Source organism: Chryseobacterium sp. GVT01B (assembly GCF_019970045.1).
Taxonomy (GTDB): Bacteria; Bacteroidota; Bacteroidia; order Flavobacteriales; family Weeksellaceae; genus Chryseobacterium.
Genome location: NZ_JAHXYI010000005.1, coordinates 176,487 through 197,455, shown reverse-complemented (window position 1 = coordinate 197,455; position 20,969 = coordinate 176,487). Strand labels below are relative to the sequence as shown.

23 protein-coding genes and 1 riboswitch are annotated in these 20,969 nt (G+C 36.6%); of the genes, 12 read left to right on the top strand and 11 right to left on the bottom strand.

From position 1 onward, the window contains the following. Positions 1-114 precede the first annotated feature (114 nt). Positions 115-1,803 carry a gamma-glutamyltransferase gene (gene ggt / locus LC457_RS13300; RefSeq protein WP_223600306.1) on the bottom strand — a complete coding sequence of 563 codons (1,689 nt, stop codon included), beginning with the start codon at positions 1,801-1,803 and terminating at the stop codon, positions 115-117. 200 nt (positions 1,804-2,003) lie between these two features. On the opposite strand from ggt, the gene LC457_RS13295 reads away from it, so the two are divergent. After that, positions 2,004-2,969: an NAD-dependent epimerase/dehydratase family protein gene (locus LC457_RS13295; RefSeq protein WP_223600305.1), complete on the top strand. Its 966-nt coding sequence runs from the start codon at positions 2,004-2,006 to the stop codon at positions 2,967-2,969. A gap of 84 nt (positions 2,970-3,053) precedes the next feature. Continuing rightward, on the top strand, positions 3,054-3,806 hold the full coding sequence (locus tag LC457_RS13290; RefSeq protein ID WP_223600304.1) for a polysaccharide deacetylase: 753 nt from the start codon (positions 3,054-3,056) through the stop codon (positions 3,804-3,806). 184 nt (positions 3,807-3,990) lie between these two features. Here LC457_RS13290 and LC457_RS13285 read toward each other — a convergent pair whose 3' ends face one another. After that, on the bottom strand, positions 3,991-5,196 hold the full coding sequence (locus tag LC457_RS13285) for a metallophosphoesterase (protein WP_223600303.1): 1,206 nt from the start codon (positions 5,194-5,196) through the stop codon (positions 3,991-3,993). A 69-nt stretch (positions 5,197-5,265) separates the two neighbouring features. Continuing rightward, entirely contained in the window at positions 5,266-6,333 is a 1,068-nt protein-coding gene (locus LC457_RS13280) for a 3-oxoacyl-ACP synthase III family protein (protein ID WP_223600302.1), read from the bottom strand. A 101-nt stretch (positions 6,334-6,434) separates the two neighbouring features. On the opposite strand from LC457_RS13280, the gene LC457_RS13275 reads away from it, so the two are divergent. The 8 genes from LC457_RS13275 to LC457_RS13240 all read left to right on the top strand — a co-directional run bounded on the left by LC457_RS13275 (position 6,435) and on the right by LC457_RS13240 (position 12,721). Further along, positions 6,435-7,004: a hypothetical protein gene (locus LC457_RS13275; RefSeq protein ID WP_034695976.1), complete on the top strand. Its 570-nt coding sequence runs from the start codon at positions 6,435-6,437 to the stop codon at positions 7,002-7,004. A 3-nt stretch (positions 7,005-7,007) separates the two neighbouring features. Beyond that, positions 7,008-7,739 carry a bifunctional demethylmenaquinone methyltransferase/2-methoxy-6-polyprenyl-1,4-benzoquinol methylase UbiE gene (gene ubiE, locus LC457_RS13270; RefSeq protein ID WP_047423526.1) on the top strand — a complete coding sequence of 244 codons (732 nt, stop codon included), beginning with the start codon at positions 7,008-7,010 and terminating at the stop codon, positions 7,737-7,739. A gap of 3 nt (positions 7,740-7,742) precedes the next feature. Further along, complete coding sequence (locus LC457_RS13265) at positions 7,743-8,525, top strand: porin family protein (protein WP_223600301.1); 783 nt, start codon at positions 7,743-7,745, stop codon at positions 8,523-8,525. A gap of 48 nt (positions 8,526-8,573) precedes the next feature. Next, positions 8,574-8,966, top strand: coding sequence for a hypothetical protein (locus LC457_RS13260; RefSeq protein ID WP_223600300.1), 393 nt, complete (start codon positions 8,574-8,576; stop codon positions 8,964-8,966). After that, positions 8,966-9,253: a cell division protein ZapA gene (locus LC457_RS13255; RefSeq protein WP_077415090.1), complete on the top strand. Its 288-nt coding sequence runs from the start codon at positions 8,966-8,968 to the stop codon at positions 9,251-9,253. The genes LC457_RS13260 and LC457_RS13255 overlap by 1 nt, the downstream gene beginning before the upstream one ends. A 228-nt stretch (positions 9,254-9,481) precedes the next feature. Then, positions 9,482-11,050, top strand: coding sequence for a ribonuclease Y (gene rny / locus LC457_RS13250; protein ID WP_223600299.1), 1,569 nt, complete (start codon positions 9,482-9,484; stop codon positions 11,048-11,050). 73 nt (positions 11,051-11,123) lie between these two features. Beyond that, positions 11,124-12,365, top strand: a complete 1,242-nt coding sequence (locus LC457_RS13245; RefSeq protein WP_223600298.1) for an MFS transporter — start codon at positions 11,124-11,126, stop codon at positions 12,363-12,365. A gap of 167 nt (positions 12,366-12,532) precedes the next feature. Then, positions 12,533-12,721: a hypothetical protein gene (locus tag LC457_RS13240; protein WP_223600297.1), complete on the top strand. Its 189-nt coding sequence runs from the start codon at positions 12,533-12,535 to the stop codon at positions 12,719-12,721. Between the two features lie 81 nt (positions 12,722-12,802). Here the strand turns inward: LC457_RS13240 and LC457_RS13235 are convergent, their stop codons facing one another. From LC457_RS13235 to LC457_RS13215, 5 genes are all read right to left on the bottom strand, one after another. After that, positions 12,803-13,738: a YeiH family protein gene (locus LC457_RS13235; RefSeq protein WP_223600296.1), complete on the bottom strand. Its 936-nt coding sequence runs from the start codon at positions 13,736-13,738 to the stop codon at positions 12,803-12,805. A 330-nt stretch (positions 13,739-14,068) separates the two neighbouring features. Next, on the bottom strand, positions 14,069-14,944 hold the full coding sequence (locus LC457_RS13230) for a LysR family transcriptional regulator (protein ID WP_223600295.1): 876 nt from the start codon (positions 14,942-14,944) through the stop codon (positions 14,069-14,071). 104 nt (positions 14,945-15,048) lie between these two features. Continuing rightward, entirely contained in the window at positions 15,049-16,356 is a 1,308-nt protein-coding gene (locus LC457_RS13225; RefSeq protein WP_223600294.1) for a voltage-gated chloride channel family protein, read from the bottom strand. Between the two features lie 31 nt (positions 16,357-16,387). Next, a riboswitch (Fluoride riboswitch) is annotated at positions 16,388-16,455 on the bottom strand. A gap of 196 nt (positions 16,456-16,651) precedes the next feature. Continuing rightward, complete coding sequence (locus LC457_RS13220; protein WP_223600293.1) at positions 16,652-17,491, bottom strand: GLPGLI family protein; 840 nt, start codon at positions 17,489-17,491, stop codon at positions 16,652-16,654. Between the two features lie 78 nt (positions 17,492-17,569). Then, the gene (locus LC457_RS13215) at positions 17,570-18,037 is read right to left on the bottom strand and encodes an acyl-CoA thioesterase (RefSeq protein ID WP_223600292.1); all 468 of its coding nucleotides are present in this window, start codon (positions 18,035-18,037) and stop codon (positions 17,570-17,572) included. A gap of 121 nt (positions 18,038-18,158) precedes the next feature. On the opposite strand from LC457_RS13215, the gene LC457_RS13210 reads away from it, so the two are divergent. Together LC457_RS13210 and LC457_RS13205 are read left to right on the top strand one after the other, a co-directional pair. Continuing rightward, positions 18,159-18,515 (top strand): arsenate reductase family protein, encoded by a 357-nt coding sequence (locus LC457_RS13210; RefSeq protein ID WP_223600291.1) that lies wholly within the window; start codon positions 18,159-18,161, stop codon positions 18,513-18,515. 137 nt (positions 18,516-18,652) lie between these two features. Beyond that, entirely contained in the window at positions 18,653-18,838 is a 186-nt protein-coding gene (locus LC457_RS13205) for a hypothetical protein (RefSeq protein ID WP_223600290.1), read from the top strand. Positions 18,839-18,897: 59 nt separating this feature from the next. Here LC457_RS13205 and gcvT read toward each other — a convergent pair whose 3' ends face one another. Genes gcvT through idi form a run of 3 tightly spaced genes read right to left on the bottom strand, consistent with a single transcriptional unit; the run spans position 18,898 to position 20,967 of the window. After that, positions 18,898-19,974, bottom strand: a complete 1,077-nt coding sequence (gene gcvT / locus LC457_RS13200) for a glycine cleavage system aminomethyltransferase GcvT (protein WP_223600289.1) — start codon at positions 19,972-19,974, stop codon at positions 18,898-18,900. A gap of 9 nt (positions 19,975-19,983) precedes the next feature. After that, positions 19,984-20,457, bottom strand: a complete 474-nt coding sequence (locus LC457_RS13195; protein WP_223600288.1) for a hypothetical protein — start codon at positions 20,455-20,457, stop codon at positions 19,984-19,986. After that, the gene (idi, locus tag LC457_RS13190) at positions 20,458-20,967 is read right to left on the bottom strand and encodes an isopentenyl-diphosphate Delta-isomerase (RefSeq protein ID WP_223600287.1); all 510 of its coding nucleotides are present in this window, start codon (positions 20,965-20,967) and stop codon (positions 20,458-20,460) included. Positions 20,968-20,969: the final 2 nt, after the last annotated feature.

Here is a 20,969-nt window from a genome sequence, read left to right as displayed (position 1 = left end):
TTGAAAAGATCTGTACTGAGGACTGATCAATAAAAAACTCCGGCTTCATTCTAAAAGGCTTTTGCCTTTTTACGAATGAAGCCGGAGCTGTATTTAATTTTTTGAAAAATACGATTATTCCACTGCAACAGAATCATCTCCACGGCCGTCTGCTACTGCATGGATGCTTCCATTCTCATCAAGAACAATCATTTCTGTTTTTCCAATGTATTTTGTTTTTTCAATAACATAGTTTTTGCTTTTCAGATCCGAAATTGTGCTTTCAGGGAAGTTATTTTCTACCGTAATCGTTTCCGGAAGCCATTGGTGATGGAATTTTGGTGCGTTCACTGACATATTGGCGTTCAGTTTAAAATCAACAACATTTACAATAGACTGGTATACTGAAGTAGGGATGGTAGTTCCTCCGGGAGTTCCCACTACCATATAAGGTTTTCCATTCTTAAGGAGAATAGTTGGGGTCATGGAGGACAGCATTCTCTTATTCGGCTGGATAGAATTGGCTTCTCCGCCCACTGCACCGAACATGTTGGGTACGCCTGGTTTAATAGAGAAATCGTCCATTTCATTATTTAAGAAGAATCCGGCTCCTGAAACCAATACCTTACTTCCGTAATAACCGTTAAGAGTTGTGGTTACAGAAGCTGCATTCCCATCCTTGTCCAAAACGGAAATATGGGTAGTCTGCATAGATTCTTTTGGCTGTTCTATAATTTTACCTACTTCTGCACTGGGTGTAGCTTTATCAAAACTGAAACTCTTCCATCTTCCTTTCAGATAGTCGTCAGAGATCAGGTAAGAAGTTTTATCCTGAATAAAATCCGGATCACCCATATATTCTGCTCTGTCTGCAAAGGCTCTTCTTTCTGCTTCAGCCATGATCTGAACGGCTTTTGTAGAGTTCTGCTGATACTTTTCGAGGTTTTCAAAACTTGCCATTCTCAGCATTTGAGCCAGAAGAACTCCACCGCTTGAAGGTAAAGGCATCGTTACTACATTGCTTCCTTTATATTCAAATTCCAGGGCTTTTCTCTCTGCAACTTTATAATTTTTAAGATCTTCCAGCGTGATAATTCCGTTGCCTCTTTTCATTTCAGCAACTAAAAGATCAGCTGTTTTTCCCTCATAAAAACCTTTTGCTCCTAATTTTTGGATCAGTTTCAAGGTTTCAGCCAGGTCTTTTTGAATTAATAAATCTCCGGCTTTCCATGGAGCGTCCTTTACAAAAATGATAGAAGATTTGTTATGTTTCTGAAATTTTTCCCTTTGGTTATTCAGCATTTCTGCTTCCTTATCTGTAATAGCAAATCCTTGTTCTGCAAGATCAATGGCGGGTTGAATAATCTTTTCCATAGGGAGTTTGCAGTATTTAAGGGTAGCAAAAAAACCGGCCACACTTCCGGGAATACCCACTGCCAGTCTTCCATTTTGAGAAAGATCCGTATCTGCTTTTCCTTTTTTATCAATGTACATATCGCGGGAAGCTTTTTTCGGAGCGGTTTCCCTGTAATCCAATGTGAATTTTTCTCCATTGTTTTTTACGCCTACCAGAAATCCACCACCTCCGATATTTCCTGCTTGTGGGTAAACAACAGCAAGGGCATATTGCGTTGCGGTAACAGCATCATAGGCATTTCCGCCCATCTTTAAGATTTTGGCACCCGCTTCACTGGCTAATGGATGTGCAGAGACTACCACGCCTTTCTTTTTTACCTGTACTTCCTTGATAATATTGATATCTGTGAACTGAGCCCAGCTGAGTTGAGCAGCTAACAGCATCGAAGCAATTAAAATCTTCTTCATATGATTGTTTTTTCTTGAAACAAAATTATTGAATTTTCACTGAACAGCAACCTGATGATCATTGCATTTGATTTTTTCTTTCATTGAAATTATCTAATTGAAAATACAGAGCGTTATTGTGATACTATTTTAAATACACCTTTTTTATTATGGTTGGCATGTTTTTTTTACTTTTGTACAATTCTAAAAAAATCTGAAAAATGGAATCCTATACGGAAAGAATACTGATTACAGGTGCCTTGGGACAAATTGGTACCGAACTTACGAACAGACTTGTTGAAATCCACGGAGCGGAGAATGTTGTTGCTTCAGGATTAGACAGATGGCAGGAAGGAATTACTTCTGCCGGACACTATGAAAGAATGGATGTTACCAATACACAATTGGTAAGACAGGTGATTCATGATTACGAGATTACTACAGTGTATCACTTAGCGTCGCTTTTATCCGGGACTTCGGAAAAGCAACCTATTTTTGCCTGGAAACTGAATCTTGAGCCACTGCTTCATTTTTGTGAAATGGCGAAAGAGGGGCTTCTTAAAAAGATCTTCTGGCCTAGTTCTATCGCTGTATTTGGAAAAGGAATTCCAAAGCATGATGTAGGACAGGATGTAGTGTTGAATCCGACAACCGTTTATGGGATCTCCAAAATGGCAGGGGAGAAGTGGTGTGAATACTATTTCGATAAATATGGTGTAGATGTAAGAAGTATCAGATATCCTGGATTGATCTCATGGAAAACTCCGGCGGGAGGTGGAACTACTGATTATGCGGTTGAGATTTTCTATAAAGCAATTGAAGATGGAAAATATACAAGTTTCATTTCCGAAGATACAGGAATGCCGATGTTGTATATGGACGATGCCATCAATGCAACCTTGAAATTAATGGACGCTCCGAAAGAAAGTTTATCAGTTCGTTCTTCTTATAATTTAGGGGGAATGTCATTTACTCCAAAAGAACTGGCAGCAGAAATTACGAAAGAAATTCCGGATTTTGCTATTGATTATAATCCGGATTTCAGACAGGCAATTGCAGATTCTTGGCCGGCTTCTATTGATGATTCTGTAGCTAAAAAAGACTGGGGTCTGACTTATGATTTCGGAATTTCTGAAATGACAAAGGACATGATCAAGAATCTTAAAGTAAAATTAAGCAAGGATTAATAATGTAAAGTAATACTTTAATTAATAATCTTTTTAACATCTGATTTTTAATATTTTATATAATTTATATAAACTTTAATTTAAATGGTATTATTGACTTTTAACATCACATGTATTGAAGCTGAAGTAAAAAACGGCTCCCAAATTACTGATGATGAGCGATTGAAAATTATAGAAAATAATACCAAAGCAATTCTTAGAATTTTAGATATTCATGATATCAAATCAAGTTTTTTCGTAGAGATTTCTCTTGTCGGAAAACTTCAAAATTTAATAAAAGCAATTTCATCCAAAGGGCATGAAATTGCTTTTTATAATAAAGACTCCAATCCTGAAGAAATTGAAAATGCAAAAAAAAATATTCAGGATCTTCTGGAAAAACAGATCAGGGGAATCCGTCAGAAAGATGTAAAAGTTTCGCAGGAAATTTTGAAGCTGATGGAATTTAATTATGTTTCCAATATCGACAATGCCAATATTCTTTTTCCTTTCAAAAGACTCAAAAGAGATACGGAAATTACAGAAGAGGACGGACTGAGTATTGTCCCTGAAAGTATCTCTCCCTACAGTCAGCTTCCCTATAATGATTTCGTGTTCCAGATCCTGCCGATGAAGTATTATCAGAATATGGTGCTGGAAACATTACAGAATGAAGAATTTGTATTGATCTACCTGAACACGTGGCAATTTACAGATTTTAAGAAATACCGTTTTGATATTCCTTTTTACAGAAGCTTATTTTCGGGCAAAAAAATGGAGGACAAACTAGATGCCCTCCTTACTTTTCTCAATGACCGGGAAATGGCTACTTCCCGTATGAAAGATTATATTTTTTAGGTAGCAGGTTTTAGGTTAAAGGGATTAGGGAGAGAATCTAAGGTTTAAAGTTTAAGGTTGTGTAACCAGCAACTAGTAAACTCGAAACAAAAAAAACGCAACTCGTAACCCGAACCCTCAAAACAAAACTAACTCGCAACCAAACAACCAGCAACTAATAACTCGCATCCCGAACCCCGCATCTCTAACTCAGCTCAAAAAGCGTAATCTCCGGCAATACACCCACTCTTCCCGGATATCCCAATACTCCGAATCCTCTGTTTACATACAGTAGTTTTCCTTCGCTTTCATATAAATCTGCCCATTTTGGATATTTATATTGCACCGGTGACCATTTTACATTTTTAAGATCCAGTCCAAACTGCATCCCATGCGTATGTCCTGAAAGGGTCAGGTGGATGTTTGCAGGGTGTTTTTTTACCACATAATCAAAATGAGTAGGGTCATGGCTCATCAGGATCTTTGTGGCAGATTCCGGTACGTTTTTTAAAGCATCATCTATTTTTCCAAATTGAGGGAACGGTTTTAACCCCCAGTTTTCAACACCCAGAATGTAAAGTTGTTCTCCGTTTCTTTCGATGACTCTGTGTTCGTTTCTCAACATATCAAAGCCAGCCTGCTTTTCATAACCAATCAGTGTATCAAGGTTTTCTTTTTTGGCTGCAGGTGATTCCCAGGATATATAATCTCCGTAATCGTGGTTTCCTAATACTGCAAACTTACCATCTTTGGCCTGGATTTTTGAAAACAACGGAATGAAAGGTTTGAACTCATCTGCAACGTTATTTACCATATCTCCGGTAAACAATACCAGGTCAGGTTTTTGTTCGTTAATCAGATCTATCGCATGTTGTAATTTGCTGGGGTCAGAGAAGCTTCCACTGTGGACATCAGAAATCTGGATGATTTTATATCCTTTGAAGCTTTTTGGGAGGTTATTGAATTTTACCCTTACTCTTCTTACGGTGTGGCGGTATTTACCAAAAGTAATCCCGTCTATGAAAAGGGCGGAAAGAACGCCTCCCATTCCCAAGCCTACGATGCTCAGGAATTTCCTTCTTTCCGGGAAGAAGTTTTCTGAAGACTTGGCAAAGCCGATCAGGTATCCTCCGGTTCTGAAGATATCATCAATTAATAAAAACAGAACTACAAAAATTTTAGGAAGGATGAAAATCAAAAATAACGAGATCATAATCTGAGCCCTTACCGTACTTCTGTCTGATCTTTGGAAGTGGGTGACTTCGTAAGCGAAAATCCCATACACGGCTAATGAAAGTACCCAATATCCGATTCTTATCCATGAATTATCAGTGAGTGTTCTGATAGTCTGATAAATATAAACTTCCAAAAACAGGAAGATTCCAGCGATGATTAAAAAATTCTTTTGCATGTTCTGATCAAAAAAAGCACAAAGAATAACTTCCCTGTGCTTTTATATTTTTTTTGTTTATTAAATATTTTAAGGAAATCTGTAAACGAGCGCATTGATGTTCATTCCGGCACCTACCGAAGTCATCACAATGTTCCCTTTTTGTTTAAACGTTTGACCCTCCATTTTTCCTTTAATTATTAAATCATACATGGTAGGAATTGTTGCCACAGAGGTATTTCCAAGATCCTGAATCGTCATAGGAGAGATCGCGTGGTCATATTCTTTGATGTCATAAAGCCTGTGAAGTCTTTCAATCATCGCGTAATCCATTTTAGCGTTTGCCTGGTGAATTAAGATTTTATCTATATCTTCAATAGAAAGACCTGCATCTGTAATGGTCTCTTTAATGGCAACGGGTACGTTTTTAAGAGCGTATTCGTATATTTTTCTTCCCAGCATTCTTACATAAAGACGTTTTTGGTCTACTTCTTTATTGATAGAAGGGGCATTTTCAAGATAATTCAATTCCGGACCATTGTCACAGATTGTATTGTGGGCAATAATTCCTACATTTTCTTCGTCAGTAGCTTTTACCACAACTGCTCCGGCACCGTCAGCAAAAATCATTCTGTTTCTGTCATGCGGATCTGTTACACGGCTCAGTGTTTCACCTCCAATTACAAGAATTGTTTTTGCTACTTTAGCTTTAATAAGGTTATCAGCCAAAATCATTGCTTCTACCCATCCCGGACATCCGAAAAGCATATCATACGTTACGCATTTTCTGTTTTTGATTCCCAGTTTATTCTTCACTCTAGCTGCCATTGTAGGCATAAAATCAGCATATCCGTTTTCGGTAACTTCTCCGAAATTGCTTGCATAGATGATATAATCCAATTCCTCGCCGTCTACTTTTGCATCCTCAAGGGCAATTTTTGCAGCTTCATAACCGATTTGTGAGTTGGAAAGATCATCCTCAATGAATCTCCTGTTTTCGATTTCTGTAATCTCTACAAATTTCGCAATGGTCTCTTCCACAGGCTTTTCAATCTTTACTCCGTCTTCAGTGTAGAACTCGGAATTCATGAAGTAATCTCTACCAATAACTCTGTTCGGAATATAACATCCAGAGCCAATAATGATCGTATTCGGCATTCGTTTATATGATTTTTTTAAAGATGCAAAGTTAATAATTAATATTAATAACGGAGAATTAAAAATATTATTAAATTTGCAAAAATTGTACTTTACAATCTATGAAAAACAACTCGTCCTTAAAAGGCTTACTTATTGCAGCTGTGGCGTTTATCGTTGCCTTTGGGATCTACTTCCTTTTTTTAGCCAAGAAGAATTATTATGTTGTAGATAATCCTACCCCGAATACGTATTACTTTAAGATCAATAACGGATCTGAAGGAATCATCTCTGCCGGGCAGTATGTGCATGTGGATTTGAATAAAGGGAAAAACTCTATTCAGGTTTTTGATCAGAACAAAAAAATGCTGTATGATTCGGCATTTGAAGTAAATAAACTTCGTGGTCTGATTAATATTACCCATCAGGATTACTATGTAAATGACCAGTATTATGGATACAATCTTAAAAAAGATTCATTACTGGCCAACCTTGATAAAACGGTCATTGACGGAAAAGATTATTACGGAGGAGCCAGACGCTTCAATAAGCTTTACACAGAAGATTTTTATTACAATGTGGATGAAGACTATGACAAAGTGATCAAGAATATCCAGAAAGTGGAATCCCGATCTAAAATCTTCAGAAAGCAGGATTACCTAAATTATTATAAAGAATATTACAAGTTTTAAGTTTTGACAAAAGATATCACCAAAGTTACTCCCTACAATTCAGAGGCTACGAAAAAAAGCCAGGTAGAGGATATGTTCGACAATATTGCACCGAAGTATGACCTTCTGAACCATGTTTTATCCATGAAAATTGATGTTTTGTGGAGAAATAAACTGGTAAGATGGATGAAAAATGATAATCCGCAGGAAGTGCTGGATGTGGCTACAGGAACGGGAGATCTGGCAATTACTATTGAAAAAGGAACCGGTTCTAAAGTAGTTGGATTAGATTTATCACAACAAATGCTGAATGTTGGCGTTATTAAAATAAAAAAACTTAAATTAGACGGCAAAATTTCCATGCAAAAAGGGGATGCGGAAAATTTACCTTTCGAGGACAATAGATTTGATGCTGTTTCCGTTGCATTTGGAGTAAGGAATTTTGAAAACCTTCCCAAAGGTTTAGCAGAGTTAAGAAGAGTAGTTAAAGATAACAAAAGTGTTTATATACTGGAGTTTTCAAAGGTAGAGGGTTTCATGGGGCCATTTTATATGTTTTATTTCAAAAATATATTGCCTGCCATCGGCAGATTGGTTTCTAAGGATAATAGGGCGTATACATACCTTCCGGATTCTGTAAATGCTTTTCCTTTCGGGGAGAAGATGAAGCAAATTCTTTTAGATACGGGATTTAAGAAAGTAGAATATAAAAAATTAAGTTTAGGTATAGCCACAATTTATAAAGCAACAAAGTAACCTATGAATAAATTTCTATTAAAAGCACTGGTTTTAACCTCAGTAAATGTTGCCGTTTTTGCAAACGCGCAATTCAGAACCCGAAACAGAATGGATAAGTTGGAAGATTTCGACGAGCAGAAATTCAGTTGGGGGTTTTATTTGAACGGGAACAGACTGGATTACCGCATTGTTTTGCATCCGAAATATGGGATGAATGATAATGAAAACCTTGTTACCTCCAAGGAAAGTTATAGCTTCGGTGCCGGACTTATTGCAAAATGGAGACTGAATGATTATCTTGATGTAAGGATAGAACCAGGTTTACAGTTTGCACAAAGACAGTTGACTTTTAATACTCAATCCAATGACATTTATGCAGGCGGTTCTTTGACCAATCCTCCTTTTATGCCATTCCCTTTACAGGAAAAGGATAAAGTAAGAGAAATTAAATCTACATTAATTGACATTCCTGTAATGTTGGAACTTCACGGACAAAGATGGTACAATTCAAGACCTTACATTGCTGCGGGGGTGAACTATGTTGTAAACCTTCAGTCTAACTCAACTTCTACAGATGATAACATGCAGGGAATCTACAGATCAACGACTCACAATTTTGCGTGGTCTGCAGAAATGGGAATCCAGTTTTATTTCAACAAATTTAAACTGACTCCTGCCGTAAGAGGAACATTCTTCATGAACAATGAGAAAGTGGCTGATAACGCTACTACACCTCCTTACTGGGCTTCTGCAATCTCAACATTACAGACAAGAGCCGTAATGTTTGTTCTGAAATTTGAATAAAAAATATTTTATTGAAAATACATAGGAGGTGCATCAGCGCCTCCTTTTTTGTTGGTATATCAAAATATAGAGCGTTTTATTTTTGTTAGTGTTATTATTTTTTTATTTTTGCTTCTAGTTAGAATATACAAACCTGAAATGCTTCAAGATTTAGAAAACAATTTTTCAGAATTAGAGAGAAAAATTTTGACTCTGCAAAAGAATTATAAAAATCTTACTGAAAATCTAAGAGAATTAAATATTGAGCATGAAGAGTTGAAGAAGAAGTATGATGAGGAAAGAAGAAAGAATCAGGTATTAGCAGAAGAACAAAAAAATATAAAACTTTATTCAGCAATATCAGGAAATCCTGAACACAATAGATTAATGAAAAACCATATCAACAGATTGGTGAAAGAAATTGATTTCTGTATTGCTCAGCTTCAAAACAGTGGATTATAATGGAGATAAGGAGAATAACCGTCAACATTGCAGGAAGAGTGTATCCGCTGAACGTACCGGCAGCAGAGGAAGAAACTTTGCGTAAAGTAGGGAAGCAGATCGAGAATATGATTAAAGATTTTGAACAGAACTTCGATGTAAGAGATAAACAGGATGCTTTGGCTATGTGTGCCCTTAAACTGGGAACCAATGCAGAAGTAGTTTCTCTTAACTACGAAAAAAATATTAATTCTACCAACGAAAGGTTAACGCAGATTAATCAGTCGTTGAATGAAATCGGGAAATAGATTTTTTTTCCTGAAAAATTACTGCCTACAATAATTCTAACACATTAAAGGTAAACTCAACGCTAAACAATTACCGAACAAATGTCCATCGAATGGCGTGCCGGATTTCCGGATTACAGACAATGGAAATCAGTTCAAATCGTGTTGATTAGGAGTTTACTCTCAATCTCTGGATTATTGTAGGCTTTTTTATTTGGATATGAAGACAATTAAAACTCAATATATATTATGACAACAGCCATTATAGCCGGCGTTATTTGCTTAGTTATTGGGGCAATCATAGGGATGTTTTTCTCTAAAAGCTCATTGAATACTAAGGCAAAATTTATCATAGATGATGCAACAAAAAATGCCGAAAACCTTATAGAAAAAGCTAACGTACAAGCTGAATCCATAAAGAAAGAAAAAAACCTTCAGGCAAAAGAAAAATTCCTGGAATTGAAATCTCAGCATGACGCAGACATTCAGTCCCGTGAAAAGAAAATGCAGGAAGTTGAAAAGAGAACGAAAGACAAAGAGCATAAGCTGAATGATGAACTTAGCAAGACCGGAAAACTTGAAAAAGATTTAGACAAACAGATTGCAGACTACGCTAAGAAGAACGAAATTCTTGAAAGAAAACAGCAGGAATTAGATTTAGCTACGGCTAAGAAAGTAGAAATACTTGAAAAAATATCTAATTATACTGCAGAGGAAGCTAAAGCAGAATTGGTAGAAACCATGAGAGCTGAGGCTAAAACAAGAGCACAGGCACACGTTCAGAGCATCATGGAAGAAGCTCAGATGAATGCGAAAAACGAAGCAAGAAAAATCGTTATTCAGACTATTCAGAGAATTGGAACTGAGCAGGCTATTGAAAATTCAGTATCCGTCTTCAACATTGAGTCTGATGAAGTAAAAGGTAGAATTATCGGTAGAGAAGGTAGAAATATCCGTGCTTTGGAAGCTGTAACAGGAGTTGAAATCATCGTTGATGATACCCCGGAAGCGATCCTCCTTTCATGCTTTGATCCGGTAAGAAGAGAAATTGCAAGATTATCCCTTCACAGATTGGTTACCGATGGTAGAATTCACCCGGCAAGAATTGAAGAAGTCGTTGAAAAAACAAGAAAACAAATTGAAGAGGAAATTATTGAAGTAGGTAAAAGAACGATCATTGATTTAGGAATCCACGGATTACACCCTGAATTGATTAAAATTGTAGGTAGAATGAAATACCGTTCTTCTTACGGACAAAACTTACTACAGCACTCAAGAGAAGTAGCTAACATTGCTGCAACTATGGCTGCTGAATTAGGATTAAACGTGAAACTAGCCAAAAGAGCAGGTCTTTTACACGATATCGGTAAAGTTCCTGAGCAGGAATCAGAACTACCACACGCACTTTTAGGAATGCAGTGGGCTGAGAAATATGGTGAAAACCCTGAAGTAGTGAACGCTATCGGAGCTCACCACGACGAAATTGAAATGAAATCATTATTATCTCCGATCATTCAGGTTGCCGATGCGATTTCAGGAGCAAGACCGGGAGCAAGAAGACAGGTATTGGAATCATACATCCAGAGATTGAAAGACCTTGAATCTGCAGCATTAAGCTTCGACGGAGTATCCAGTGCTTATGCAATCCAGGCTGGTAGAGAACTGAGAGTAATGGTAGAGAGCGGGAAAGTGAACGATGAAGTAGCTTCTCAACTTTCTTACGATATCTCAGAGAAAATTCAGAATGAACTGACTTATCCGGGACAGGTAAAAGTAACAGTAATCAGAGAAACGAGAGCTGTGAATATTGCCAGATAATAATCAGAAAAAGATATTTAATAAAAACCTTTCAAGAAATTGAAAGGTTTTCTATTTTTATCAAAACTTAAAAATGCAAGAACTGTCCATGTCTTCAAAACTGAAGTACATTTTCTCCATTCCCGTTATTATTTCAGCCTTAGGCTATTTTGTAGATATTTATGACCTCCTTTTATTCGGGATCGTCAGAATACCAAGTTTAAAGGCACTGGGACTTAATCCTGATGCCGACGGAACCTTTATTCTGAACTGTCAGATGGTGGGACTTCTTATAGGCGGTGTTTTCTGGGGGATTTTCGGAGATAAAAAAGGAAGACTTTCCGTGCTCTTCGGATCTATTTTAGTGTATTCCTTAGCTAATATTGCCTGCGGGTTTCTTCCTTACTTTCCAAAAGAACATTTGGTGTACCAATATGCCGGTTTGAGGTTTATTGCAGGTATTGGGCTTGCCGGAGAGCTTGGAGCGGGAATTACGCTGGTTTCTGAAAGCCTGCCGAAGAATCTTAGAGCAATTGGAACCTCAGTGGTGGCTGGTTTTGGATTAATGGGAGCTGTAGTAGCTCAGCTTACAGTAGAACTGGCCGGTGGGTGGAATATCTCTTATATTATTGGCGGTATTATGGGAATTATGTTATTGGTACTGAGAATAAGTGTATCCGAATCCGGGATTTATAAGAATATTGAACATAAAAATGTTTCAAAAGGTAATTTTCTATCCTTTTTTACCAATAAAGACAGACTGACAAGGTATTTAAAATGTATTGCTGTAGGATTGCCTACATGGTATTGTATAGGGATTCTTGCCGTTTTAGCCAATCAATTTGCCCCTGAATTAGGGATAAAGGAGATTAACCCCGGAAAAGCAATTATGTGGGCGTATGTAGGGATTTCTGTCGGAGATCTGTTGAGTGGATTTATTTCCCATGCTTTAAAATCACGTAAAATGGCCATCTTCTATATGCTGATCTTTACCCTGATTGGAGTAGCCATCATGTTATTTGGGAATACCAACACGGAGACAAAATATTATCTGTTTTGTGTATGGTTGGGCTTCGGGACAGGTTATTGGGCTATGTTTGTGACCTTGGCTGCGGAACAGTTTGGAACCAATATCAGAAATACAGCAACAACAACGGTGCCCAATATGGTAAGAGGATTGGTACCGGTGATGATATTTGCTTTTGATTCTCTGAAAGGACATTTTCCTGTTGTAGAAAGTGCTGCCATAGTCGGGGTAGTGGTATTTGGCCTTGCATTTTATTCCTCGCTTACCATTTCTGAAACTCACGACAGAGACCTTGAATTTACAGAATAATCTGAACTGTTTAATAAATAAGCCTGTGCTATTCCTTGTTTTGAATATAATAATTAGTTTAAAATCAATAATTTATTAATTTTGTTCTGATTATTGTTGCGTGTAATTAATATTTGTTTAACTTTGGAAGGTAACTAAAACTATATTGTTTAATCAAACTAAATCTCATGAACATTATGAAAAACGCTAAAAAATTAAGAAAACAAGACCTTAAGAATATCGCAGGAGGAGTAAGCGGAAACCCTGATTTATCTCTTTGCGGATGCAGTTGCTCAGGTTCTGTAACAGGACCATGGTATTGTGTACAATATATCGGATGTCCACAGGTTTATACTTGTGATGATGCCGCAATCTAAAAGAAATTATTTCAGTACGAAATAAACATTTCCACATTTAATATGCAGAACCCTTTTGATATCAAAAGGGTTCTGCTCATTTTAATGGATAATATACAGAAGGCTGCCGACACTTATGGTAATCCACAGAAGTACTGCGGTGACTAAAGGTTTAAATCCTATTGATTTTAGGGTTTGGAGAGAAAGGGTAGAGCCAATGAAAAATAAAGTCAGATTCAATCCGGATTTTGCCAAAACAGTGATTGAAGTACTGAAACGGTCAAGAAACGGAAAATAAGTGTTCAGAAGAATGGCTACAATGAAATAACCGATGAACCACGGAATTTTTATTTTTGAATCTTTACTTTTAAAAATAAACATGGTAATCAATGAAACCGGAATAATCCAAAGGGCACGGGCTAACTTAACAGTCGTTGCTATTTTCAGAGCTTCATCACCATATTTGCTGGCTGCACCTACAACAGAGCTTGTGTCATGAATTCCCACTGCACACCAAAGCCCAAACTGTTCCTGTGAAAGATTCAGCAGATGTCCTATGGCAGGATAGACAAACAAAGCAATAGAATTTAAGGTAAAAACAATCGCTAAAGCAAGAGAAATCTGTTTGGTGCTAGGCTTAATAATCGGAGATACTGCGGCAATAGCACTCCCCCCGCAAATAGCTGTTCCTACAGAAATAAGGTAAGACAGAGGTCTTTCCAGCTTAAATATTTTACCCAGAAAATAGCCTAATACCATTACTGTAACAATACTCACAACCGTTAACATCATGCCTGTTTTTCCGGCGTGTAAAGCTTCATCCAGTTTCATCCCGAATCCAAGGCCCACAATTGAGATCTGCAAAAGTAAATGAATATAATGATGAAGATGTTTCTCAAAAGGATTTCCTATAAAAACAGCCAGTCCAAAACCTAAAACAAGGGCAATTGGTGAAGATACAAGAGGGGTAAGGCACAGAACTGCCAATACAATAAAAAATACTTTTCGGGTCATTTCATTCTGAATGAAATCTTTCATAATGCGAACTTTTAAAATCTGCATCAAAATTCCGGAAAATAGTATTACGAAATAAATTGTATTTTGTTATATTGGATAACTAAAAGTTATAATTGATAAAAGCTAAAAGCTAAAAGCTAAAAGCTAAAAGCTAAAAGATGAAAGATGAAAGATGAAAGATGAAAGATCTTGTCGTTAAATTTTACTATTTGCTTAATTATATCAATAGGGTTGGGCTTTAGCCCAGCCAAATAAATTTTAAAAATTCCATTGGCTTTAGCCAAAACTTAAAAGCTTTGTATATTTTTAATAACCATGCTAAAAATAATAGAATTTACATCATAAGTGGAATTATTCTGCAAACCTCAGAAAAAGCTTAATCAGTTCAGATTGTTCTCCTTTAGGCAGAATAAAATGGAAGTCTCTTTCAATACTAAAGTTTTTAATGTCAATCACAGTCAGGACATTGTTTTTAAGTTCATTCAGGATGGTACTGATGGAAAGAAATGCCATACATTCCGAGTGGAGAAGATAATTTTTAATGCTTTCACTGCTTCCCAGCTGCATGACGGTATTCAGTTCATGGATATTGATTTCTTTTTCTTTAAGTCTGTTTTGTATAAACTCAAGAGTTCCGGAACCTTGTTCTCTGAAGATCAGATCCAGATGATAAAGATCTTTTAAGTTTAAGGTTTTATGCGCAAGTGGGTGATCTGATTTTGCTGTCAGAACAATTTCATCAGGTTTAAATGTTTTATATTCAAAATAAGAAGACTGTGATTCTCCTTCAATGATGCCCAGATCAATTTTTTCTTCTTTTAAAAGGGCAGAAATAGCTTCCGTATTTCCAGTAAGAAGCTCAATCTTAATATCTTTATAATACGTATTAAATTTCGCTAAAATTTCAGGTAAAATATACTGCGCAACGGTTGTACTCGCCCCGATAATCAGTTTTCCCTTATGCTGCTGATTGATCTGGCTGATCTCAAATTCCATGTCGCGGTAGATATTTCTGATCTTTTCTGCATGTTCGTACAGAATCTTTCCACTTTGAGTCAGCTGAATAGAAGTTCCTTTACGGTCAAACAGCTTGGCGCCTATCTGAGTTTCAATTTCTTTAATGTGTTTTGTAACAGCTGGTTGCGAAATATGAAGCTCTTCTGAAGCCTTAGTGAAACTTAATCGGGAAGCTACCGTATGGAAAACTTTTAATCTGTAATCGAACATGGGGTAAAATTACGAATTATTGTTGGAAATGTTGAGAGTTGCGGGATTCGGGGTTTAAAGTAACTAGAAACAAAAACAACTATAAACTAGCAACAAAAAGCAACTTATAAAAAATCCGAAATTGAACGATCCTGCTGACTTTCAAATCTTCTGTTTTTTGCTTCTCCGATTTTCTGTTTGCTATAAATACTGTTGTGCCCTGAAAGAAGATAAGATACCACACAGGCAATAGCGACATAAACGCCACATTCTGCTCCAAATAATTCGATTCCCATCAGCATACAGGCTAAAGGAGTATTGGTTGCTCCGGCAAATACTGCTACAAAACCCATTCCTGCCAATAATCCGAACGGCAACGGAATAAAAAGAGATAAAGCACTGCCTAATGTAGCTCCGATAAAGAACAACGGGGTAACTTCTCCACCTTTGAATCCGGCTGAAAGCGTAACAATGGTAAAAATCATTTTTAACGCAAAATCATATAAAGGAAGCTGTTTTTCAAAAGATTCTACAATCACAGGAACACCTAATCCGATATATCGGGTGGTGCCCATCGCAAAAACTGCCAGGGCAATAATAATTCCACCTGCTACAGGACGAAGGGGTGGATATTTAATTTTTGATTTGAAAACAGAGCCTGCCCAATGAATAATCTTACTGAAAGCAGTAGCACAGACCCCGAAGGCTATTCCTGCCAGAATACTGTATAGAATGGGTAAAAACTCCAGCTTAGGAATAAAATCAATGTGATAATGGGTATGTTTTACATTCCATAGGTTGGTTGCCCAATCAGCCAGAATAGCTGAAGCAAAAGCAGGGAATATCGCATTATATCGTATTCTTCCGATCAGAAAAACCTCAAGTCCAAAAACAGCTCCGGCCAAAGGAGTCCCGAAAACAGAACCGAATCCGGCAGCAATGGCCGCAATAATCAATATTTTTCTTTCATTTCTGTCAAGTTTAAAAGGTCTGGTAAGCTGATCTGCTATAGCTCCTGCCATCTGAAGAGCTGTTCCTTCACGCCCTGCAGATCCTCCGAAGAAATGAGTTATCATTGTACCCAGATACACAAAAGGAGCCATTTTAAACGGAATAATTCCTTTGGGCTCATGAATAGTGTCAATCAACAAGTTGTTTCCTGCCTCAACATCTTTTCCGAAGTAATAATAGAGAAGTCCAATCAGAAGTCCTGCTACAGGAAGCAATGCAATCAGCCAGAGATGATTTTCCCTGAAATCTGTTGCCCATTCCAACGATTGCAGAAATCCTGCAGAAGCAGTTCCTACCAATGCACCGATAATGATACTAATACATAGCCATTTTAAAATATAAGGCAGAGCCGGAAATTTTCTGAAGAAAAAGTGAGTGTAAAAAACTGCTTTTTTATCAAGTGTTCTTTGACTTTTTGACATAATAATCCTGATTAGTTATTTGTTAATAATCTTTTAATCAGGCGTCATCAGCTTTTGTAAAGCGGTTGGGTAAGGAAGAACACCATTTCCTTTTGATTATGCAAATATATGAATAAAGATAAAAGATAAAAGATAAAAGATAAAAGATAAAAGATAAAAGATAAAAGATAAAAGATAAAAGATAAAAGATAAAAGATCTTGTCGTTAAAATTCAATAGAGGTGGGCTTTAGCCCGCCCACATCAATTTAACACTTTGCACTGGCTTTAGCCCAAACTTAAAGATAAATCAGAGTTTTAATAGATTGGATAATGTATAGCCTTATCGATTTCGAGCGGGTTGTTGTATTTTCTTATCACTTCCTGCATACTTTTGGTTTGGGTATTCAGTTCATCCACATTATGGATTTCTTTTCCGTTGATATTTATTTTCAGGTCATTGTTGGATTTGTTGAAATTGTTCCTTTCAAAAGCAAAAGGATCATTATAAAATTCCATGATCAGCTTATATTTTTGCTTTTCATTAATGGGAACAGCTTTATTCCCAAAATTGGATTCAAGAAAATCATTGGTAGGATAGAGTTGTGCGAGTTCCTGACTTTTGATAAGATGATAAATGAAATTTTTCTTTGTATCAGACAGTTCAAAGATTAAACCGGGTAGTCCGCGGAGTTTAAACGGACCTTCATTAAATGGAATATCTTTACAGAACCAGGCGATCCAATTTCTTCCTCCAAATTGTGTAGTCGCTTTTTGTAACGTATAATTTTCTACTTTTTTGGTTTCATTAGAAATAACCCAGTTTATTTTATCAGTGGTTTTAAAGGAATAATATCCGTTTTTAATATTGATGAAATTTTCATTATCAAAAGAATTGACTTTTCTTTTTACTACCTGCCCGGACATATCAGTATGACTGGTATTCATCCCGAATTTTTTATTTAAAGAATCTGTAGTTATCAGATTTCTTCCGTAAAATTTTACCTCTTTCGGGGTAATATCCAGTATCATATTCAATTTTTCATAAGTGGTTTCTGTAGAATCCATCTTATACTGCAGTTCATAAATAAACCGATGCGTCTGAGCCTGGCATAACGCCATCATAAGCAAAGCCATTAAAGTAAGAATACTTTTCATATAAGGTGATTGGTCATTTTTTTGTTAATGGTTACTCAAAACTTTAAACCTCGAACCTCGTAATCTCGAAACCCGCTCTTACAAAAATGGTTTCATCTCATCCTCAATCTGCGTTCTCAGTTCCATCAGGCGCTTAGCGTAAATTTCCTGCTGTTTTTCTTCCTCTGTTTCCGGGATCCATTTCGGTACAGGAAGTTTTTTACCATTTTCGTCTACCGCAACAAAAACAATAATACAGTGGGTTTTTTTCTCAAAATTTGGCTGTTTCAGATTTCTCGAAAAGACATTAATGGCGATATGCATGCTGGATGTTCCGGTAAAAATCACCTGAGCATCTACTTTTACCACTTCCCCAATTTTGATGGGATCATAAAAACGAATTCCGCCCACATATACTGTGACAGAATAATCACCACTCCAGGTTGTTGCACATGCATAACCTGCCTGGTCAATCCATTTCATAACACTTCCTCCATGTACATTTCCTCCGTAATTAACATCTGAAGGCTCCGAAATAAACTGAAAAGTAATAGGCTTGTTCTGCATCTTTATAAAATTTGAATAAAGTTATTTAATAATTTCCAAAGTTTTAGATTAAATCCTACTTTTGAAAGACGAAACTTTCAATGAAAGGGAATTTTAACCAATAACAGATTTAGAAACAGTAATGAAGAAAGTATTTTATCTCAACACATGTGATACCTGCAGAAAAATTTTAGCCCAATTTGATCTTACAGACTGGGAACTTCGCGAAATTAAAAAAGAGCCGATCACGAAAGAGGAATTGGCTGAAATGCATAAAAAAACAAAATCATACGAAGCGTTATTCAGTAAAAAATCTACTCAGATCAAATTGAGAGGATTGGATGTGAAGTCTTTAACCGAGAAAGATTTTAAAGAATTACTGCTGGATCATTATACTTTCCTGAAAAGACCTGTCTTTATTACAGACAAGGAGATTTTTGTAGGGAATGATAAGAAAAATGTTGAAGAATTGCAGAAGTTCTTTGGGGTAAACGAATAAATTAAACTTTAAATAGTTGATCTATCCGGCTTAATAATGAATTCATTATTGAGCCGGATATTTAATTATATGTGTTGTAAGTGTTTGATTTATAATGTTATTTATGACTATATTTATAATCGCCAAAAAATTACAATATGAAAACAAACTTTTCAAAAACAAAAAAACTGACCAGGTCAGAATTAAAAGAGGTGAGTGGAGGAATTGCTTTCATCCCGCCTTGCAGTATTTTATGTGGACCTGCAGGAGGAGTGATTTCCAATACACCAGGCGTAGGAGATGTCTGTAGCCCGGACAGGAAAGTCTGCTGTATCTGTTATTAAACAAAAAAGAGGCTGTGAACATCACAGCCTCTCTTATTTAAGTATATCTTCAGAACAGATTATACAAAAGGAGCTTTTACCACTTTTGCAGGAATGTTCTTGTTTCTTACCTGAATAAAGATCTCAGATCCTAATTTGAAATGAGGCTTGTCTACATATGCAAGACCCAATCCGATTTTCTTCATTGGAGACTGTGTTCCGGAAGTTACTTTTCCGATTACATTCCCTTCAGCATCTACTACTGGATAATCATGTCTTGGAACTCCTTTGTCTGTAAGCTCAAAACCAACTAATTTTCTTGTAACTCCTTCTTCTTTTTGTTTTGCGAAAACATCTTTAGAAACGAAATCTTTATCAAACTTAGTGATCCATCCTAGACCTGCTTCGATAGGAGAAGTCGTATCATCGATATCATTTCCGTATAAGCAGAATCCTTTTTCTAATCTTAAAGTGTCTCTGGAAGCTAATCCGCAAGGAATAATTCCTTCTTCTTTACCAGCTTCCATTACAGCGTCCCAAAGTTTTTCAGCACTTTCGTTATTGAAATAAATCTCAAAACCACCGCTTCCAGTGTATCCTGTATTTGAAATGATCACATTATTTTCTCCTGCAACACTTCCCACTGTGAAATGGTAGTAAGGAATTTCTGAAAGATTTACTTCTGTAAGCTTTTGAAGGATTTCAGTAGCTTTAGGCCCCTGAACTGCCAATAATGACATCTCATCAGAAGCATTCGTCATTTTAGCCCCGAAAGTATTGTATTTTGAAATATGATTCCAGTCTTTGTCGATGTTGGAAGCGTTTACAACCACGAAATATTTGTCATCTTCCATTTTGTAAACGATAAGGTCATCTACAATTCCTCCGTTTTCGTTGGGAAGACAAGAATACTGAGCTTTTCCATTTTCCAAAGCATCTACATTATTAGTAGTTACAAACTGTAATAGATCTTTTGAACCCGGCCCTTCGATGAAAAACTGTCCCATGTGGGAAACATCAAATAATCCTGCTTTTTCTCTTACTGCAAAGTGCTCTTCTGTAACCCCTGAATATTGAACAGGCATTTCAAAACCTGCGAAAGGTACGATCTTAGCTCCCAAAGAAACATGTTTGTCGTACAAGGCTGTTTTCTTCATATTTAATTTTTATTTCTTTATTTTAAAACTGTTAAAAGTCTCATTGAATTGGGTCATGTAGTTTCCGTTCCAGAATTTCTGGCCACAGTTGATGGAAACTAAATATAAGTTTTTGTCTTTTTGAAAGACTTTGGTTATCCAGAACAACTTCTCTTTTTCATCAAAGTGTTCATACAGATATTCCGTATATCCTTTCTGGCTTTTTTTATCTTTTATCTTATTCTCTTGATCTTGTGACTGATAAAGTGCCAGGATGAATTTTTTTACTTCTTCTTTTGGAAGTGCCAAATCGTGATATTCCGAAATCGTAATGGCTCCTATCTGACTGGTTGGAAAAATATTGACGATCTCACTGTCATTCGTAGATTTCCAGCCGTCCGGAACATTAATAGAGTAGTTGGGACTTTCATAAACTTTTGCTTTTTGGGCAAAAAACAGACTTCCCGTTAACATTGCAGAAAAAAACAATATTTTCTTCATCATTTAAAAATGGTGTTTATATTCTTCGAGGATGATTTTGAACCATTCTGTAAAATTTTCAGGATGTTCGGAGATTTCTTTATCGAGATTTTCAGGAGAGATGAATCTTACATCTTCCACTTCTTCTTTATTCAGATTGAAATCGGCTTCATGGTTTCCCACAAATACATGATCCAGCTCGTGCTCCCAAAGGCCGCTGCCAACATCTGCTTTATAAATAAAATTGAATTTTTCTGAAAGTTCTGCCTCAATTCCGAGTTCTTCTCTCAGTCTTCGTATTGCTCCTTCCTTGTAGGTTTCCCCATCTCTTGGATGTGAGCACACCGCATTGGTCCATTGATTGGGAGAATGGTATTTTCCTGAAGCCCTTTTCTGAAGAAGCATTTCTCCTTTACTGTTGAACAGAAATACAGAAAAAGCACGGTGTAACAGGCCATTGATGTGAGCCTGCTGTTTTTCCATCAGCCCTAAAACTTCATCCTTAGGATTTACTAAAACAACAAATTCTTCCATTC

Excerpts from the sequence above, each read along its gene's own strand:
- LC457_RS13220 (WP_223600293.1), bottom strand. The coding sequence starts at position 17,491 with ATGAAAAGTATTCTTACTTTAATGGCTTTGCTTATGATGGCGTTATGC.
- idi (WP_223600287.1), bottom strand. The coding sequence starts at position 20,967 with ATGGAAGAATTTGTTGTTTTAGTAAATCCTAAGGATGAAGTTTTAGGG.
- LC457_RS13245 (WP_223600298.1), top strand. The coding sequence starts at position 11,124 with ATGCAAGAACTGTCCATGTCTTCAAAACTGAAGTACATTTTCTCCATT.
- LC457_RS13255 (WP_077415090.1), top strand. The coding sequence starts at position 8,966 with ATGGAGATAAGGAGAATAACCGTCAACATTGCAGGAAGAGTGTATCCG.
- LC457_RS13215 (WP_223600292.1), bottom strand. The coding sequence starts at position 18,037 with ATGCAGAACAAGCCTATTACTTTTCAGTTTATTTCGGAGCCTTCAGAT.
- LC457_RS13290 (WP_223600304.1), top strand. The coding sequence starts at position 3,054 with ATGGTATTATTGACTTTTAACATCACATGTATTGAAGCTGAAGTAAAA.
- rny (WP_223600299.1), top strand. The coding sequence starts at position 9,482 with ATGACAACAGCCATTATAGCCGGCGTTATTTGCTTAGTTATTGGGGCA.
- LC457_RS13265 (WP_223600301.1), top strand. The coding sequence starts at position 7,743 with ATGAATAAATTTCTATTAAAAGCACTGGTTTTAACCTCAGTAAATGTT.
- gcvT (WP_223600289.1), bottom strand. The coding sequence starts at position 19,974 with ATGAAGAAAACAGCCTTGTACGACAAACATGTTTCTTTGGGAGCTAAG.
- LC457_RS13225 (WP_223600294.1), bottom strand. The coding sequence starts at position 16,356 with ATGTCAAAAAGTCAAAGAACACTTGATAAAAAAGCAGTTTTTTACACT.
- LC457_RS13275 (WP_034695976.1), top strand. The coding sequence starts at position 6,435 with ATGAAAAACAACTCGTCCTTAAAAGGCTTACTTATTGCAGCTGTGGCG.
- LC457_RS13210 (WP_223600291.1), top strand. The coding sequence starts at position 18,159 with ATGAAGAAAGTATTTTATCTCAACACATGTGATACCTGCAGAAAAATT.
- LC457_RS13235 (WP_223600296.1), bottom strand. The coding sequence starts at position 13,738 with ATGAAAGATTTCATTCAGAATGAAATGACCCGAAAAGTATTTTTTATT.
- LC457_RS13285 (WP_223600303.1), bottom strand. The coding sequence starts at position 5,196 with ATGCAAAAGAATTTTTTAATCATCGCTGGAATCTTCCTGTTTTTGGAA.
- LC457_RS13230 (WP_223600295.1), bottom strand. The coding sequence starts at position 14,944 with ATGTTCGATTACAGATTAAAAGTTTTCCATACGGTAGCTTCCCGATTA.
- LC457_RS13280 (WP_223600302.1), bottom strand. The coding sequence starts at position 6,333 with ATGCCGAATACGATCATTATTGGCTCTGGATGTTATATTCCGAACAGA.
- LC457_RS13295 (WP_223600305.1), top strand. The coding sequence starts at position 2,004 with ATGGAATCCTATACGGAAAGAATACTGATTACAGGTGCCTTGGGACAA.
- LC457_RS13240 (WP_223600297.1), top strand. The coding sequence starts at position 12,533 with ATGAACATTATGAAAAACGCTAAAAAATTAAGAAAACAAGACCTTAAG.
- LC457_RS13205 (WP_223600290.1), top strand. The coding sequence starts at position 18,653 with ATGAAAACAAACTTTTCAAAAACAAAAAAACTGACCAGGTCAGAATTA.
- ggt (WP_223600306.1), bottom strand. The coding sequence starts at position 1,803 with ATGAAGAAGATTTTAATTGCTTCGATGCTGTTAGCTGCTCAACTCAGC.
- LC457_RS13195 (WP_223600288.1), bottom strand. The coding sequence starts at position 20,457 with ATGATGAAGAAAATATTGTTTTTTTCTGCAATGTTAACGGGAAGTCTG.